Raw genomic sequence first — 15,138 nt, 5'->3', positions numbered from 1 at the left:
GGCCCGAACCGCCGCGACGGGGAGGCTGGTCAGGCGGGCGGACGGTCCGGAGGGCGAACCGCTGGCGGTTCCCCGGTCTCGTCCAGCCCCTGCTCCGCGACGGACCGCTCACGTGGTGGTGGAACGGCACCGGGAGCCGGTGGAGTGCCCCGGGTGGCTGCGGGTGGGGCCGACGGTGCGCCGGGAGCGCCCGACGAACCGGGGGCGGTGGGCGGGCCAGCGGCCGGTAGGGCCGACGCGGCGGTCTCGCGGAGCAGGGCGTTCAGGCCGGCCCGGCGGGCCAGCACCGTCATCCGGTCCCCCGCGGTGATCACCATGCGCGGGTCGGGTGCCCACTCGCTGCGGGACTGACCGGCGCGGGCGTGCGCGAGCAGCCGTACGCTGCCGGGGCGGTCGACCGTCGCGAGCGGGTGACCGTCCAGCGGCGACCCGGCGGCCACGGAGACCTCGGTGACCAGCAGCGCGTGCCGGCCGACCGGAATGGTGGCGATCATCGCGCGGTCCAGCAGCGCGGCGGTGAAGGAGGGCGCGGCCAGGTACGACACGCTGCGCGAGATGCCGATGCCGAAGGCGCGCTGGACGCGTTCGGCGAAGTCGCCGTCGAAGAGGCGCAGCACCACGCGCAACTCGTCGTTGAGCGCGCGGCCGTTCAACGCGGCTCGGAGGTTGGCCCCGTCGTCGGTGGAGACCACCACCAGCGCCTGGCAGGTGCCCACCGAGGCCGCCTGTAGCGTCTCCTCCAGCGCCGCGTCGCCCACGATCAGCGGTACGCCGAGCCGCCGCGCCAACGACGCCCCACGCGGTTCGGGGATCTTGTCGATCGCCACCACCTCGACGCCGAAGTCGTTCAGTTGGGCCATCACCCGGGTGCCGAGGTTGCCGAGGCCGACGACCACCACGTGCCCGGAGCGTCCCGGCTGGATGCGCCCGGAGTGCAGGGCCAGCCGGGCCTTCACGACGCCGTCGACCACCACTGCGGTGATCAGCGGAATCAGGGCCAGCCCGGCGATGCTCAGCACCACCTGCATGACCTGCTCGGCGAGGGACTTGTTCGGGTCCGGGTCCTGGCCGCTGAGCGTGGTGACCAGGGTCAGGTAGAGCGCGTCCGCCCAGTTGAGGTGCGCGGCGCGGGCGTTGAGCCAGCCGAGCACCCCGATCACCGCGAGCAGCACCAGCACCGCGACGCCGATCTTGCGGGTGGCGAAGCTGCGTACCGCCCGGAGCAGCACCACCGCCGGCCGGCGGCGACGCCGGGTACGCCGGGCCCGGGCCAGCCGCCGCGCGGCCAGCTCGGCGCCGGGCATCCGGCCGGTCGCCTCGGCGAGCACCACGTCCGCAGTGGACTCGTCGGCGGGGAGCACCCGCACCTCTCCCGCGTCGCGGGTGTCGGCCACCGCGCAGACGACGTCCTCCGGGCGGACGTCGTCGCGACGGGCCACGTAGAGGGTGCGGCCGGCGTGCCGGAAATGGGTCGGGGCGACCTCGCCCAACGCGGCGGCGACGAACGCCGGAGCGGCCATGGTGGCGTCGGAGAGGACCGCCGAGTCGGGGAAGATCTGCCGTACGCCGTTGGCCAGGCCGGTGTTGAACATCCGGACCACCAGGCGCAGCCTCGGTTCCACCTCCTGGGCACAGAGTGCGGCGTGCATGTTGCCCACGTCGTCCTGGTGCAGCAGGGCGAGCCCGTCCGCGCCGGCCAGCCCGGCCCGGCGGAAGGCGGCCTCGTCCAGCCGGTCGGCCAGGACGACGTCGATGCCGTGGATGTCCCGGCCGTCCGGCCCGTCGGAGCGACGCCGCTCGGGCACGATCAGGGTGACCCGGATCCGGCCGGTGGACACCTCGCCGGCGAGCAGCGCCCGCACCACCCAGTAGGCGAGTGGATCGTGCCCGCAGACCACGTAGTGGGGGCGGGAACCCGCGTTGGCCCGTAACCGCCGGCTGGCCCGCCACGCACGGTCGAGCAGAGGCTCCTCCATGTGCGGCATGGTAGTCAGTGTCACCCAGCCGCCGTGGCCCGCATGATCGCCGTCAGGCATGCGCCGGCCCGGGCCGGGTAGAGCGGAACCGTGCAGACCTTCCTGCCGTACCCGGACTTCACGGCCAGTGCGCTGGCGTTGGACCAGCGGCGCCTCGGCAAGCAGCGGGTGGAGGCGATCCAGGTGCTGCGCGGGCTGACCCGGCCCGGGTACGGCTGGCGCAACCATCCGGCGGTGCGGATGTGGGCCGGATACGAGGAGGCGCTGGTCCGGTACGGGTTGGACGTCTGCACGGTGTGGTGTGCTCCGGGACGGGCGGACACCTGCGCGACCACGCTGACCGCCGACCTCGCCGACGCCTGCGGCGTCACCCGGGTGCGCGACCAGGACGAGCTGGCCCGGGCCGGCGAGCTTCCGCCCTGGCTGGGCCGGGCGGACCTGCACCGCAGCCACCGGTCCTCGCTGCTGCGCAAGGATCCCGACCACTACCGCCCGATCTTCGGTGACGTCCCGCCCGACCTGGAGTACGTCTGGCCCGACTCCGACCGCCCGCGCCGGTGCCTGCCACCCGCCTGAGGTGGTAGCAGGGGTCCCCTGTTACCGCTTTCTGCCGTGCAGGGCCCCCTGCAACCACCTGCAACCACTCCGGCGACCACCACACACACCGACGTGCCTCGCACGCATCAGGCAGCATTCCGACAACTGGGGCAGACTGGGGCGCATGGCGCTTTCCCAGCGGATCGGCCGGTTGATCGGCGTACGGGAACACGTGGTCGACCCGGGCGGAGGCGGCCCCGCCCACGTGCCGCACCCGGTCGACGTGGTGGTGGTCGGCGGCGGCATCGCGGGCATGTCGGCGGCGGTGGTGCTCGCCGAGCGGGGCGTCCGGGTCACCGTGCTGGAGGCGGCACCCACCCTGGGCGGACGGCTCGGCGCGTGGCCGGAGACCCTGGCCGACGGCAGCCGGCAGGTCGTCGAGCACGGCTTCCACGCGTTCTTCCGGCAGTACTACAACTGGCGGTCGATCCTGCGCCGGGTCGACCCGGCGCTCGGCTTCCTCAGGCCGGTCCCCGGTTACCCGATCCTCAGTGCCCGGTGGCCGACCGAGGAGTTCGGCCGGCTCCCGCCCGCCCCGCCGGCGAACCTGCTCGCGCTGCTGCTGCGCAGCCCGAGCGTGCGCCTGCGCGACCTGCGCGGGATGGACCGGGACGCGGCGCTGCCGCTGCTGACGTACGACCCGGAGCGCACCTACGCCGAACTGGACGGTCGGACCGCCGAGGAGCTGCTCGACTCGTTGCGGCTGCCGGACCGGGCACGGGCGATGCTCTTCGAGGTCTTCTCGCACTCGTTCTTCAACCACGAGGCGGAGATGTCCGCCGCCGAGATGGTCGCGCAGTTCCACTTCTACCTGCTCGGCAACGCCGAGGGGTTGGCGTTCGACGCCCCGGACGAGGACTACGCGACGGCGGTGTGGGAGCCGCTGGCCGACCACGTACGGCGGCACGGCGGTCGGGTGCTGACTCAGGTGCCGGCCACCGCGCTGGTCCGCGACGCGGCCGGCTGGCGGGTGGCGACCGGCGACGGGTCGACGTACCGGGGTGGGCACGTCGTCCTGGCCGTCGACCCGCCGGCACTGGCCGCGCTGGTCGGGAACTCACCGGGCCTTTCGGCGGTCGCTCCGGAGCTGGTGGCGCGGGCGCCCGGGTTCGGCAACCCCGGTCCGCCGTACGCGGTGGCGCGGTACTGGTTCGACGGGGACGTGGCCGCCGGGCGGGCGGTGTTCAGCGGGGTGTCCCGGCAACCCACCCTGGACTCGGTGACGCTCTATCACCGGCTGGAGCACGGGTCCCGCCGCTGGGCCGGGGAGAGTGGCGGCTCGGTGGTGGAGCTGCACGCGTACGCCTGCGAACCCGGGGTGGCCGCCGAGGTCCTGGCCGAGCGGATGCGCGCCGAGCTGGCGACGCTCTGGCCGGAGGTGGCCGGGCTGCGGATGCGCGATCTGCGGGCCCGGGTGGAGGCGCGGGCTCCGGCGTTCGCGCCGGGTGGCCACGCGACCCGTCCGGGGGTACGCACCGACGCGGCGGGGCTCTACCTGGCCGGCGACGGGATCCGCACGGACTTTCCGAGCGCGTTGATGGAGCGGGCGGCGGCGACCGGGATCATCGCCGCCAACCACATCCTGCGTGGCGAGGGTGGAGCCGCCGAACCGGTCCGGTCGGTCCGCCCCCGGGGTCTGCTGGCGTCGCGACGCGGCACGTCGACGCAGGCCGGCAAATTAGCTATTTCGTGAAACTAGAACCTATGTACGAATAAGCTGGACGGCAGATCACCTTGCCAGCGGGGGACACCGTGCAGCCACGCCACCATCAGCTCCAGACGGAGCCGGGCACCCGCCCCGACGAGCCCGGCCGCGAGGACGGCCCACGCGCCGACGAACGGGCGGGCGTGGTGACCGCGTTGCGGCTCGGCTGGTGGATGGCGGACGCGTACCACCACGCGCGGACCACCGCGCCGGACGACGGCCCCGCCGGCCGGCCGGTCGCCCCCCGGTCGAAGCTGTCCAACCTGACGGAGATGTCCGGGCGGCAGCGGATGCGGATGTACCTCGACGGTGTGGAGGTGGCGCTCCGCCAGATCGCCGCGCTGACCCGGCACGACGGGGCCGGACCGTCGACCGCCGCCGCCCGGTCACGGATCCGGGAGGTCGGCGACGACCGCCCCGGTGACGTCGAGGCGCTGCTGGTCGCCCTGGACGAGTTGAACGTGGACGTGCTGCGCTGGGCGATGGCCCGCGACCACCGGATCGGGATCGCGTACCGGCTCGGGCGCTCCCTCGCCGACACGGTGCGGCGGTGCGACGCCGAGCAGCTGCCCCAGCGGTTCGGCGGCCGGCAGGACCAGCTGCGCCGCTGGCTGGACGAGTTGGCGGGCGTGCTGCCGCCGTATGCGGCCCCGGTGGTGCGTCACTCGATGGCGAGTTGGACGGCGGCGGTCCGCGCGGCGGCGGCCGGCGACCCGGGCGAGGCGGAGCTGCGTGACCTCGCCGACGAGCTGCGCAACCAGGGTGACCTGTGGCGGAGCGTGCTCACCGGCGGGCTGCACCCCCGGGACCTGCTCGACGAGGAGCACTACGCGATCGTCGCCCGCAACCTGATCATCCGGGACCGGCGGCTGGTGGTGCGGGCCGCGCGGGGCATCTGTTACCCGGTGCTCGTACCGCTGCTGGTGGTCCTGCTCGCGGTGGTCGGGGTGAGCGCCACCGCCGCCGCCGGCTCCCCCGCTACCCGGGCGGCGGTCGCGCTGCTCGGCCTCGGCGCGGGTCTCGCCGCCGTGTGGCGTGCGCTCGCCGGTCCGGCGCTCCAGGTCGCCGGCGAGGTCAACCGGCCGCTGCTGCACGGCGAACTGGTCGTGCAGATGGCCGGATGCGTCGACCGGCCGCTCACCGCCGCCCGTGCCGCCAGCCGCGCCCGCCGCGCCGGGACCGGCTGACCGCCGGGTGCCCGCGACCGGGCCGCGACCGAGCGGCCCGACGGTCCCGTCCGCGCCCCGGAACCCGAACGCCGGCGACCGGGCCACCGGACCCACCCCGGCCGACCGGCACGAAACAGACTTTCCGGGCTGGACGAGCTGCCAGACTGGCCCGGTGACGGAGGACCGCCCGACGACCGGAGGTGACAGGAGGAAGACCGGACGACACAAGCCGGCACGCGAGTACCTGCGCGACGCCGTCGGCAGCCTGCTCGGCAAACGGCCGGTACGCGAGGGCACCCGCACGGCCACCGAGGAGCTCTTCTTCGACCTGGTCTTCGTGTTCGCCTTCGTCCAGATCGGGGCCTTGATCATCAGCGACTACACCTTCCAGGGCCTGCTTCGCGGGTTACTCGTGCTGGCCCTGCTCTGGTGGTCCTGGGGCGCCTTCGCATGGCTGACCAACAACCTCCAGGCCAGCTTCGGGGTGATGCGGTTCGGGTTGTTCGTGGTCACCGGGATCACCTTCGTGATGGCCCTGTCGACCCTCGTCGCGTTCGTGGACCGGCCCGGCGGGGTGTACGGCCCGCTCGTCTTCCCCACGTGCTACTTCCTCGTGCGGTCGCTGCACCTGGCGCTGTACGCGTACGCCGTCTCGGCCAAGAACCTGGCCCGGCACATCCTGGTGCCCGCGGTGCCGATGGTCGCCAGCACCGCCCTGCTTTTCTGCGCCGCGCTCGTGCCACACCGGGTCATCGCCGACCGGCGGCAGGTCGCCCTCGCCGTGACCCTCCTCTGGCTCGTGGCCGTGTTCGTGGACTACCTGGGTAGTTTCACGCTGCCCGTCTGGGAGATCGGCATCTTCTCCGCCCGGCACTGGTGCGAGCGGTACGGGCTGATCCTGATCGTGGCCCTCGGCGAGAACATCATCTCGATCGGAACCTCCAGCGCCGACGTCTCGATCAGCTGGCAACTCCTGTTCGCCGTCATGCTGGCCATGACGGTCACCGGGGCGCTGCTGTGGACCTACTTCGACGTGGTGGCGCTCGTCGGTGAGCAGGCCCTCGGACGTGCCGACCCGAAGACCAGGTTCGCCCTCGCCCGGGACGCCTACAGCTACCTGCACCTACCCATGGTCGCCGGCATCCTCCTGCCGGCCCTCGGGATACGCGAACTGGTCAAGAACGTCGGCCGCACCGAAGGGCACCCCGACGACCCGCTGTCCGCCATCGGCCTCTTCGGCCTCTACGGCGGGATAATCCTCTTCCTCCTGGCCAACGTCGCCTACCAGCTGCGCATCGCCCGCACGATCAGGACGATCATCTGGACCCGGGGGGCCGCCGCGCTGGTGCTGGTCGCACTCGTCCCCGTCGCCCGACGGATATCCGCGACCGGCGCGCTGGGTGTGCTGGCGGCCGTCTCCTTCGTCCTGATCGTGGTGGAGGTCGTCGTGGCCGACGGGCAGCGCCGTGCGCTACGCGAGGAGGGCCTGGCCGCGAGGATGGAGATCTGAGACCGCTTCACCCGGCCGGCGGAAGCGTCCAGGTGAAGCGCGCCGGACGGCGTTCGTGGAACGCCGTCACCCCCTCCCGCGCCTCGCCGCTGGCCAGGACCTCCCGGTGCCACCAGGCCACCCGGTCGACGTCGGCCCGACCGTCCACGACCTCCTTGGCGGCGACGATGCTGAGTTGGGACCGGAGAGCGATCGTGCCGGTCAGCGCGGCGATCCGGTCGACGAGTCCTTCGGCCGGCAGCACCTCGTCGACCAGACCGAGCCGACCGGCCCGCTCGGCGTCCACCAACTCGCCGGTGAAGATCAGGTACTTGGCGGTGGCCGGCCCGACCAGGGCGGCCAGCCGTCGGGTCGCCGGCGTCTGGTAGACGACCCCGAGTCGGGCCGGCGGCACACCGAACCGGGCGTCGGCGGCGGCGATCCGCAGGTCGCAGGCGACCGCCAGCTGGCAACCGCCGCCTACGCAGGCGCCGCGTACCGCCGCGACGGTCGGCTTGGCGAAGGCGGCCAGCCGCTCCTCGGCGACCACCGCCACGCTCTGGTCGCCGGCGGCCAGCACCTCGTCCACGTCGCCCAGGTCGGCGCCGGCGCAGAAGGTCTCCCCCGCCCCGGTGAGCACCAGGACCCGGACGGCCGGATCCGCCTCCAGCCGGTCGAGCAGCGGCGGCAACTGCCGCCACATGTCCGGGGTCATCGCGTTCCGGCGGGTCGGATTGCTGATCACCACGGTCGCCACCGGACCGGCCACCTCGACGGTCAACCGCGCGTCCGACACCGTTCCTCCTCGTCCCGCCGGCCTGCCCGTTGCCCCGGGGCGGCAAAGCCGGGTCCGGGATCGGCCCGTCGACCCTAACGGACCCCACCGGTCGGTGGCCGCGCGGCGGCGACCGGCCCGTCGCGAGAGCGGGTGCCCCGGGGGAGGGTCAGAACATCTGCCCGATCCGGATGCGGTTCCCGAACGGGTCACGGATGCCGAAGTCGATGCCGTACGGGCGCTCGGCCGGCTCGTCGGTGACGTCCACCCCCTTGGCAACCAGGTCCTCGTACGTCTTGTGCGCGTCGTCGGTGGTCATGAAGAGGTAACCGCCCAACGCTCCCTTGGTGAGCAGTTCCCGCACCTGTTCGGCGGTTGCCGGGTCCAGGGCCGGCGGGCCCGGCTTCTCCAGCAGGATCTCCCGCTGGCGGTCGCCGGGCACGTTGACCGTCAGCCAGCGCATGAAGCCGAGGTCGGCGTCGGTGTGGACCTCCAGGCCCAGCTTGCCGACGTAGAAGTCGAGGGCCTCGTCCTGGTCGAGGACGTAGATCTGGGAGCGGCTGATCGCGTTCATCGTCATGCCGACCACGCTACGACCCGGCCCTGACCTGCTGCTTATCCAAAACTGCTGGGTCGGGTCCAGGCCTTGGTGAAACAGCTCGGCACGGCACCGGCCGGGCTCCGCCGGGCCCGGAAGGCGGTCGGCGACTGGCCGACGATTTCCCGGAAGGTACGGCTGAAGGTGCCGAGGCTGCTGAAGCCCACCGCGTGGCAGATCTCCGTGACGTCCCGGTCCGACTCGATCAGCAGGGACATCGCCCGCTCGACCCGACGGCGTTGGAGGTAGCGGTGCGGGGTCTCGCCGAAGGTGGCCCGGAAGGTCCGGATGAAGTGCGCCTCGGAAACGTGCGCGATCCTCGCCAGGGTGGGGATGTCCAACGGCTCGGCGTACGAGCGGTCCATCGCATCCCGGGCCCGCAGCATCGCCCGGTTGGACTGCTCGACCGCGCGGCTCACCGCACCACCCTACGGACCCGACGGGACCGCACCCGTGTCGCCTCTCCGGTCACGCCCCGCACCGGTCGCCTCGACGCGGCCTCCCGGGCGTGCGAGCCCGCGCACCGGGCCGAAACGGACTGACCGGACTGATTCGGGCGTTCATCATCGGAACGGCTCCTCGACGCCCGTCGTCCGGGCCTGTTCGGTGAGGAACAGGCCCGGAACCGACGGGAATTGGAGCCCCCGGCCGGGATCGAACCGGCGACATCTCGCTTACAAGGCGAGTGCTCTGGCCAGCTGAGCTACAGGGGCGCGGGCGTCCGTGGTCAGCATAGCGACTGGCGTCCGGATTTCCTCCCTCACCAGGCCCCCCAGCACTGGAAACGTGATCTGACGCCATCCTTCTGGTCGGGTTGTGATCCTACGGTGCACGCAACGCAGTCAATGTCCCGGCGATTGATGGTTGTGCGTGCCTGAGTGACCGGTATGCGAATGTCGTCGGTCCCATCCTGTGCCCACCGTCTTGGCACGCGAGGAAATCCCGTTTACCGTGCAGTGACGCGGACGACATTCCAGTGACCTGCGGGTGACCGGAATTCGGCCGACGGGCCGGCACGGCTACGTGCCGGTCGCTCCTTCACTCGGATCGTCCGGCACGTTCCTGCCGGTGAAAGGAAGCGCTTCACCATGGCCACGGTCACCTACGCCAAGGCGTCCCGCATCTACGCGGGCACCGAGCGTCCCGCCGTCAACCAGCTGGATCTGGAGATCGGCGACGGCGAGTTCCTCGTCCTGGTCGGCCCCTCCGGTTGCGGCAAGTCCACCAGCCTGCGGATGCTCGCCGGCCTGGAGGACGTCGACGAGGGCTCGATCTACATCGACCAGCGCGACGTCACCCACCTGCCGCCGAAGGCCCGCGACATCGCGATGGTCTTCCAGAACTACGCCCTCTACCCGCACATGTCGGTGTACGAGAACATGGCGTTCGCGCTGAAGCTCCGCAAGACCCCCAAATCGGAGATCGACCGGCGGGTCAAGGAGGCGGCGGCCCTGCTCCAGCTCGAGGAGTACCTCAGCCGTAAGCCGAAGGCCCTCTCCGGCGGTCAGCGCCAGCGGGTCGCGATGGGCCGGGCCATCGTCCGGGAGCCGCAGGTCTTCCTCATGGACGAGCCGCTGTCGAACCTCGACGCCAAGCTCCGGGTGCAGACCCGTACCCAGATCGCGTCGCTCCAGGCCAAGCTGGGTGTCACCACCGTCTACGTCACCCACGACCAGGTCGAGGCGATGACGATGGGCCACCGGGTGGCCGTCATGCTCGACGGTGTCCTCCAGCAGGTGGACACCCCGCGGGCGCTCTACGACACCCCGGCGAACGTCTTCGTCGCCGGCTTCATGGGTTCCCCGGCCATGAACATCAAGACCGTGCCGCTGGGCGAGACCGGCGCGGCCTTCGCCGAGATGAACATCCCGCTGACCCGGGAGCAGGTCGAGGCGGCCCGCGCCGAGGGCGGCAACGGCAAGGTCACCGTGGGCTTCCGTCCGGAGGACTGCGACCTGGTCAGCCCCACCGAGGGCGGCATGCCGGTCGTCGTCGAGCTGGTCGAGGACCTCGGTTCGGACGCCAACATCTACGGCCACGCCGCACTGGAGGGCGCGAACGAGCGGTTCGTCGTCCGCACCGACCGCCGGGCCATGCCGAACATGGGTGACACCGTGTTCGTCAAGCCCCGCACCGGCCGGATCCACGTCTTCAACGCCGGCAGCGGCAACCGGATCTGACGTACCACGAAAGGGGCGGCCCGCTTCGGCGGACCGCCCCTTTCGGCGTCTGGTCTGTCGTCCGGACTCAGGCGGCGCCGCGCCGCCGGGCGACCTCAGCGAGGGTGACCGCGGCGGCCACGCTCGCGTTCAGCGACTCGACGTCGGAGACCATCGGGATGCGCACGGTCAGGTCGCACGTCTCGCCGACCAGGCGGGAGAGCCCACGCCCCTCCGAGCCGACCACGACGACCAGCGGGCCGACCGCGGCCTCCAGGTCGTAGAGGTCGGTCTCGCCGTCGGCGTCCAGCCCGACCACCATGAACCCGGCGTCCTGGCAGGCCTTCAGCGAACGGGTCAGGTTCGTCACCTGCGCCACCGGCACCCGCGCCGCCGCGCCCGCGCTGGTCCGCCAGGCGGTCGCGGTGATCCCGGCGGCCCGCCGCTCCGGTACGAAGACACCCTGCGCGCCGAACGCGGCAGCCGACCGGATCACCGCGCCGAGGTTGCGCGGATCGGTGACCCCGTCCAGCGCCACCAGCAGCGGGGCGGTCTGCTCCAGCGCCGCCACGACCAGGTCCTCGAAGGGCTCGTACGCGAACGGCGGCACCTGGAGGCCGACGCCCTGGTGCAGCACGCCCCCGGTCATCCGGTCCAGTTCGGCCCGGCTGACCTCCAGGATGGCGATGCCCCGGTCGGCGGCCGTCCGGACGATCTCCTTGACCCGGTCGTCACTGTCGATGCCCTGCGCGGTGTAGAGCGCGGTCGCCGGCACGTGCGCGCGCAGCGACTCCAGCACCGGGTTCCGCCCGACCAGCAGTTCCGGGCTGTCCTTCGCCGGATTCGACCGGCGCCCCGGGGAGACCCGGGGGCCGCCACGGCCGGCGGGCCGACCGCCGTGCCCCTTCGCGGGTGGGACACCCCGACCGCCACCCCTGCCCCAGGTGGTGTCCTTGCTGCCCGGCTGGCCGATCTTGGGGGCGCGCCCCTCCTCGGCGGCGGCGCGCCGCTCCTTCTCCTGCTTCCACGCGGTGCGCTGGGGCAGCTTCTCAGTGCCCGAGTACGCCTTGTGCCAGGGACGCTCGTCGGCCGGGAGGGTCTTCCCCCGCCCGGCGAGGGCGTCCCGGTTCTTGCCGCCGGAGCCCTTCGGGGCCCCCTGCTTCGGGGCCAGTCGCCGGCCTCGGCGCTGTGAGTTGCCGGGCATCAGTCCTGCTCTCCAATAGTCCAACGGGGGCCCTGCGGGGTGTCCTCGACCACCACGCCGGCCTGCTTGAGCTGGTCGCGTACCGCGTCGGCGGCGGCCCAGTCCTTGCGGCCGCGCGCCTGGGCACGCTGCTCCAGGGCCAACGCGACCAGGGAGTCCACCACGCCGCGCAGGTCGTCACCACAGCCGCCGCCCGTCCACGCGGCGTCCAGGGGGTCGACGCCGAGGATATCCAGCATCGCCCGGACGGCGGCGAGCGCCGTGCGGACCGTCACATCGTCCCCGCCGGCCAGGGCGGTGTTCCCGTCGCGGAGGACGTCGTGCAGCACGGCCAGCGCGGCGGAGGTGTTCAGGTCGTCGTCCATCGCGGCGGTGAACGCCGCCGGCAGCTCGCCGGGCGTTCCCGCGCCGACCAGTTCGGCGGCCCGCTGCACGAAGCCCTCGATCCGGCGGTACGCGGTCGCCGACTCGCGCAGCGCGTCCTCGGTGTAGTCGATGCGGGACCGGTAGTGCGCGGCGGCGAAGTAGTAGCGCAGCTCGACCGGCCGCACCCCGAGCGAGGCGACGTAGGCCAGGTCCAGGGCGTTGCCGGCGGACTTGCCCATCTTCGCCCCGCCGAGGCTGAGCAGGCCGTGGTGCACCCAGTACCGGGCGAACGGCAGACCGGCGGCCTTCGACTGGGCGATCTCGTTCTCGTGGTGCGGGAAGGTCAGGTCGAGCCCGCCGCCGTGGATGTCGAACTCCGCGCCGAGGTAGCGCCAGCACATCGCCGAGCACTCGATGTGCCAGCCGGGACGGCCCCGTCCCCACGGCGACGGCCAGTAGGCGTCGGCCGGCTCGTCCGGCTTCGCGCCCTTCCAGAGCGCGAAGTCGCGGGGGTCGCGCTTGCCCCGGTCCGGGGCGTCCCCGGCGGACTGCATGTCGGCCGGGGACTGGCCGGAGAGTTCGCCGTACGCCGGCCAGGAGGCGACGTCGAAGTAGACGTCGCCCGAGCCGTCGGTGGCCGGGTAGGCGTGACCCCGCTCGATCAGCGCGGCGATCAGCTCGTGCATCTCCGGGACGTGCCCGGTGGCCCGGGGCTCGTACGTCGGCGGCAGCACGTTGAGCGACCGGTACGCGGCGGCCAAGACCAGCTCGTTGGCGTACGCGATCGACCAGAAGGGCCGCTCCTGCTCGCACGACTTGACCAGCAGCTTGTCGTCGATGTCGGTCAGGTTGCGGATGAAGGTGACCTCGAAGCCCTTCGCCAGCAGCCAGCGACGCAGCACGTCGTAGTTGACGCCGGAACGAAGATGGCCGATATGTGGAGGTGCCTGGAGGGTGAGACCACACAGGTAGACCCCCACCTTGCCGGCTTCCCTCGGGACGAAGTCCCGGACCGTTCGGGTGGCGGTGTCATACAGGCGTAGCGTCACCGTACAAGGGTAACGGTCCCCACATCTTCGGGCTGCCCGGCGCTGGGTCGTACGCTGCCTGCTGTGGAGACGGCGGGACGACCCGGGAACGGGCCCACGGAGCCGGCCGGAGACAGGCGGCCCGGCCGCCCCGGCGACGGCTTCGCGGAGCGGGACGGAAGCAGTCGGCCCGGCCGCCCCGGAGGCGACTCCGCGGAGCCGGACGGCGGCGCGGCGTCGGGCCGTCCCGGGGAGACCGCGCAGACCCTGGACCGGGGACTGCGTCTGCTGCACCTGGTCGCCGACGCGCCGGGCGGGCTGACCGTCACCGAGGCCGCGCACCGGCTGGGCATCGGCCGGGCGGCCGTATACCGGCTGGTCAGCGCGCTGACCGGGCACGGCATGCTGCGCCGTGACCGCGTCGGCCGGCTGCGCCTCGGTGCCGGGGTGCTCCACCTGGCCCGGCGCGCCCAGCCGCTGCTCGCCGAGGGGGCGATGCCCGCGCTACGCCGGCTGGCCGAGCAGGCCGGCGCGACCGCCCACCTGACCGTGGTGGAGGGGGACGAGGGCGTCGCCCTGGCCGTGGTCGAGCCGAGCTGGACGGCCTTCCACGTGGCGTACCGGACGGGTTCCCGGCACCCGCTGGAACGTGGGGCGGCGGGACGGGCCATCCTCGCCGGTCGGGCCGGGTCCGCCGGCCCGGTGACCACCGAGGGCGAACTACAACCCGGCGCGTACGGCGTGGCCGCGCCGGTGCTCGGCGTGCCCGGGCTGGAGGCGAGCGTCGGCGTGGTGGCGCTGGCCCCACTGGACGCCGCGACGGTCGGCGGGCAGGTCCTCACCGCCGCCACCGCCATCGCCCAAGCCCTCTCCTGACCCCCTCCCTCCCCGACCCCACCCGACCTCCGCCCGCCCGGCCCCGCCGGGGGTGATCGACTCGGATTGCGGTATGTCGGGCCTTCTCCTGACCCTGACACCCCGACATGCCGCACCACGAGTCGATCGCCCATACCACGGCTGTCGGGCGCAGGGGAGGTCGTCCACAGGAGGGGGGCGGACGGGAGGATCCGGTCATCCACAGGGGTGCCGGCGGATACACGTCAGCCGGCACCCTGACGGACGTGCCTTCACGCGCTCACCGACCCCCCGCCCTGGCCTGGCAGGTCTTCCGTGGTTCGGACGTGGTCCGCCGTGGGTTCCTCAGCGCGGACCAGCTCCGCAGCTCGGCCTGGATCCGCCTACGCCACGACGTCTACGCGGACGCCCGACTCGACCGGGACCACACACTCGCCTGTCGGGCGGTAGCGTGCCAGCTTCCTGCCAACGCGGCGTTCGCCGGCCCCTCGGCGGCGTACCTGCACGGTGTCGAGCACGCCGCCGGCTTCACCGACGAGGTCCACGTCGTCGTCGCCGGACCGGCGGGGCTGCGCAGCCAGCGGGGCTTACGGGTGCACACGACCACCCTGGCCGCCGACGGTTCCGCAACCGGGGCTGCGTCCAGCCTGGAGCCGGTCTGGACGGGGGCACCGCCACGTTCCGACCCGACCCGTTCCGCGTGGGAGACGGCGGTGTGGGTGGAACCGGTCCGGGCGGTCGGCATCATCGACGGCTTACTGGGGCAGGGCCTGACCAGCCAGCATGCCCTCGCCGACGTCGCCGCCCAGAACGCCGACCGACGGGGTGGCCGGCGGGCGTTGCGCGTGTTCGGCCTGGCGGATCCGGGCGCACAGTCACCGCCGGAGTCCCACCTGCGGGTCAGACTGGTGCTGGCCGGGCTGCCCCGACCGGTGACCCAGCATCCGGTCCGGGTGTCGTCCGGGCTGGTCCTGCACCCCGATCTGGCCTGGCCCGAGTTCAAGGTCGCCGTCGAGTACGACGGCCGCTGGCACGCCGACCCGGAGCAGTTGCACCGCGACCGGCGCCGGCTCAACCAACTCGTCGGCGCCGGATGGCTGGTGCTGCACGTGACCGGTCGACGCCTGCGCCACGACTTCGCCGCGCTGCTCCGCGAGATCCGGGCGGCGCTGGCCAGCCGTGGCTGGCGCGGCGTCGCCTGACGGCGGTAGCGGGGG

13 protein-coding genes and 1 tRNA gene are annotated in these 15,138 nt (G+C 73.0%); 7 read left to right on the top strand and 7 right to left on the bottom strand.

What is annotated here, in order from left to right; genetic code table 11:
- Window positions 1–29: 29 nt before the first annotated feature.
- Window positions 30–1,985 carry a potassium channel protein gene (locus tag GA0070618_RS12735; RefSeq protein ID WP_088981817.1) on the bottom strand — a complete coding sequence of 652 codons (1,956 nt, stop codon included), beginning with the start codon at window positions 1,983–1,985 and terminating at the stop codon, window positions 30–32.
- An 81-nt stretch (window positions 1,986–2,066) separates the two neighbouring features.
- Between GA0070618_RS12735 and GA0070618_RS12730 the strand changes: the two genes are divergently transcribed.
- From GA0070618_RS12730 to GA0070618_RS12715, 4 genes are all read left to right on the top strand, one after another.
- Entirely contained in the window at window positions 2,067–2,552 is a 486-nt protein-coding gene (locus GA0070618_RS12730; RefSeq protein ID WP_088981816.1) for an MSMEG_6728 family protein, read from the top strand.
- Between the two features lie 145 nt (window positions 2,553–2,697).
- The gene (locus GA0070618_RS12725) at window positions 2,698–4,266 is read left to right on the top strand and encodes an FAD-dependent oxidoreductase (protein WP_088981815.1); all 1,569 of its coding nucleotides are present in this window, start codon (window positions 2,698–2,700) and stop codon (window positions 4,264–4,266) included.
- A gap of 59 nt (window positions 4,267–4,325) precedes the next feature.
- Complete coding sequence (locus GA0070618_RS12720; RefSeq protein WP_197701755.1) at window positions 4,326–5,465, top strand: hypothetical protein; 1,140 nt, start codon at window positions 4,326–4,328, stop codon at window positions 5,463–5,465.
- Between the two features lie 154 nt (window positions 5,466–5,619).
- Window positions 5,620–6,957, top strand: coding sequence for a low temperature requirement protein A (locus GA0070618_RS12715; protein WP_157748943.1), 1,338 nt, complete (start codon window positions 5,620–5,622; stop codon window positions 6,955–6,957).
- Between the two features lie 7 nt (window positions 6,958–6,964).
- On the opposite strand, the gene GA0070618_RS12710 is transcribed toward GA0070618_RS12715, so the two are convergent.
- The 4 genes from GA0070618_RS12710 to GA0070618_RS12695 form a co-directional block, all read right to left on the bottom strand.
- Complete coding sequence (locus tag GA0070618_RS12710) at window positions 6,965–7,732, bottom strand: enoyl-CoA hydratase/isomerase family protein (RefSeq protein WP_088981813.1); 768 nt, start codon at window positions 7,730–7,732, stop codon at window positions 6,965–6,967.
- Window positions 7,733–7,880: 148 nt separating this feature from the next.
- The gene (locus GA0070618_RS12705) at window positions 7,881–8,291 is read right to left on the bottom strand and encodes a VOC family protein (protein WP_088981812.1); all 411 of its coding nucleotides are present in this window, start codon (window positions 8,289–8,291) and stop codon (window positions 7,881–7,883) included.
- Window positions 8,292–8,326: 35 nt separating this feature from the next.
- Window positions 8,327–8,728, bottom strand: coding sequence for a helix-turn-helix domain-containing protein (locus GA0070618_RS12700; protein WP_088981811.1), 402 nt, complete (start codon window positions 8,726–8,728; stop codon window positions 8,327–8,329).
- A gap of 217 nt (window positions 8,729–8,945) precedes the next feature.
- Window positions 8,946–9,022, bottom strand: a tRNA-Thr gene (locus tag GA0070618_RS12695).
- A 375-nt stretch (window positions 9,023–9,397) separates the two neighbouring features.
- Here GA0070618_RS12695 and GA0070618_RS12690 point away from each other — a divergent pair.
- The gene (locus GA0070618_RS12690) at window positions 9,398–10,489 is read left to right on the top strand and encodes an ABC transporter ATP-binding protein (protein ID WP_088981810.1); all 1,092 of its coding nucleotides are present in this window, start codon (window positions 9,398–9,400) and stop codon (window positions 10,487–10,489) included.
- Between the two features lie 67 nt (window positions 10,490–10,556).
- Here the strand turns inward: GA0070618_RS12690 and rlmB are convergent, their stop codons facing one another.
- Both rlmB and cysS read right to left on the bottom strand, forming a co-directional pair.
- Window positions 10,557–11,672: a 23S rRNA (guanosine(2251)-2'-O)-methyltransferase RlmB gene (gene rlmB / locus GA0070618_RS12685; protein ID WP_088981809.1), complete on the bottom strand. Its 1,116-nt coding sequence runs from the start codon at window positions 11,670–11,672 to the stop codon at window positions 10,557–10,559.
- Complete coding sequence (gene cysS, locus GA0070618_RS12680) at window positions 11,672–13,087, bottom strand: cysteine--tRNA ligase (RefSeq protein ID WP_088981808.1); 1,416 nt, start codon at window positions 13,085–13,087, stop codon at window positions 11,672–11,674. The genes rlmB and cysS overlap by 1 nt, the downstream gene beginning before the upstream one ends.
- A gap of 246 nt (window positions 13,088–13,333) precedes the next feature.
- Between cysS and GA0070618_RS12675 the strand changes: the two genes are divergently transcribed.
- Complete coding sequence (locus GA0070618_RS12675) at window positions 13,334–13,942, top strand: IclR family transcriptional regulator (RefSeq protein ID WP_088985484.1); 609 nt, start codon at window positions 13,334–13,336, stop codon at window positions 13,940–13,942.
- A gap of 245 nt (window positions 13,943–14,187) precedes the next feature.
- A complete protein-coding gene (locus GA0070618_RS12670; protein ID WP_088981807.1) occupies window positions 14,188–15,123 on the top strand; it encodes an endonuclease domain-containing protein in 936 nt (311 codons plus the stop codon).
- Window positions 15,124–15,138 lie beyond the last annotated feature (15 nt).

The sequence above is a fragment of the Micromonospora echinospora genome, from assembly GCF_900091495.1.
Classification (GTDB): domain Bacteria; phylum Actinomycetota; class Actinomycetes; order Mycobacteriales; family Micromonosporaceae; genus Micromonospora; species Micromonospora echinospora.
This window is presented reverse-complemented; position numbering and strand designations above follow the sequence as displayed.

Coding starts and splice junctions, on each gene's coding strand:
- GA0070618_RS12735 (WP_088981817.1), bottom strand. CDS start 1,985: ATGCCGCACATGGAGGAGCCTCTGCTCGACCGTGCGTGGCGGGCCAGC.
- GA0070618_RS12725 (WP_088981815.1), top strand. CDS start 2,698: ATGGCGCTTTCCCAGCGGATCGGCCGGTTGATCGGCGTACGGGAACAC.
- GA0070618_RS12705 (WP_088981812.1), bottom strand. CDS start 8,291: ATGACGATGAACGCGATCAGCCGCTCCCAGATCTACGTCCTCGACCAG.
- GA0070618_RS12690 (WP_088981810.1), top strand. CDS start 9,398: ATGGCCACGGTCACCTACGCCAAGGCGTCCCGCATCTACGCGGGCACC.
- rlmB (WP_088981809.1), bottom strand. CDS start 11,672: ATGCCCGGCAACTCACAGCGCCGAGGCCGGCGACTGGCCCCGAAGCAG.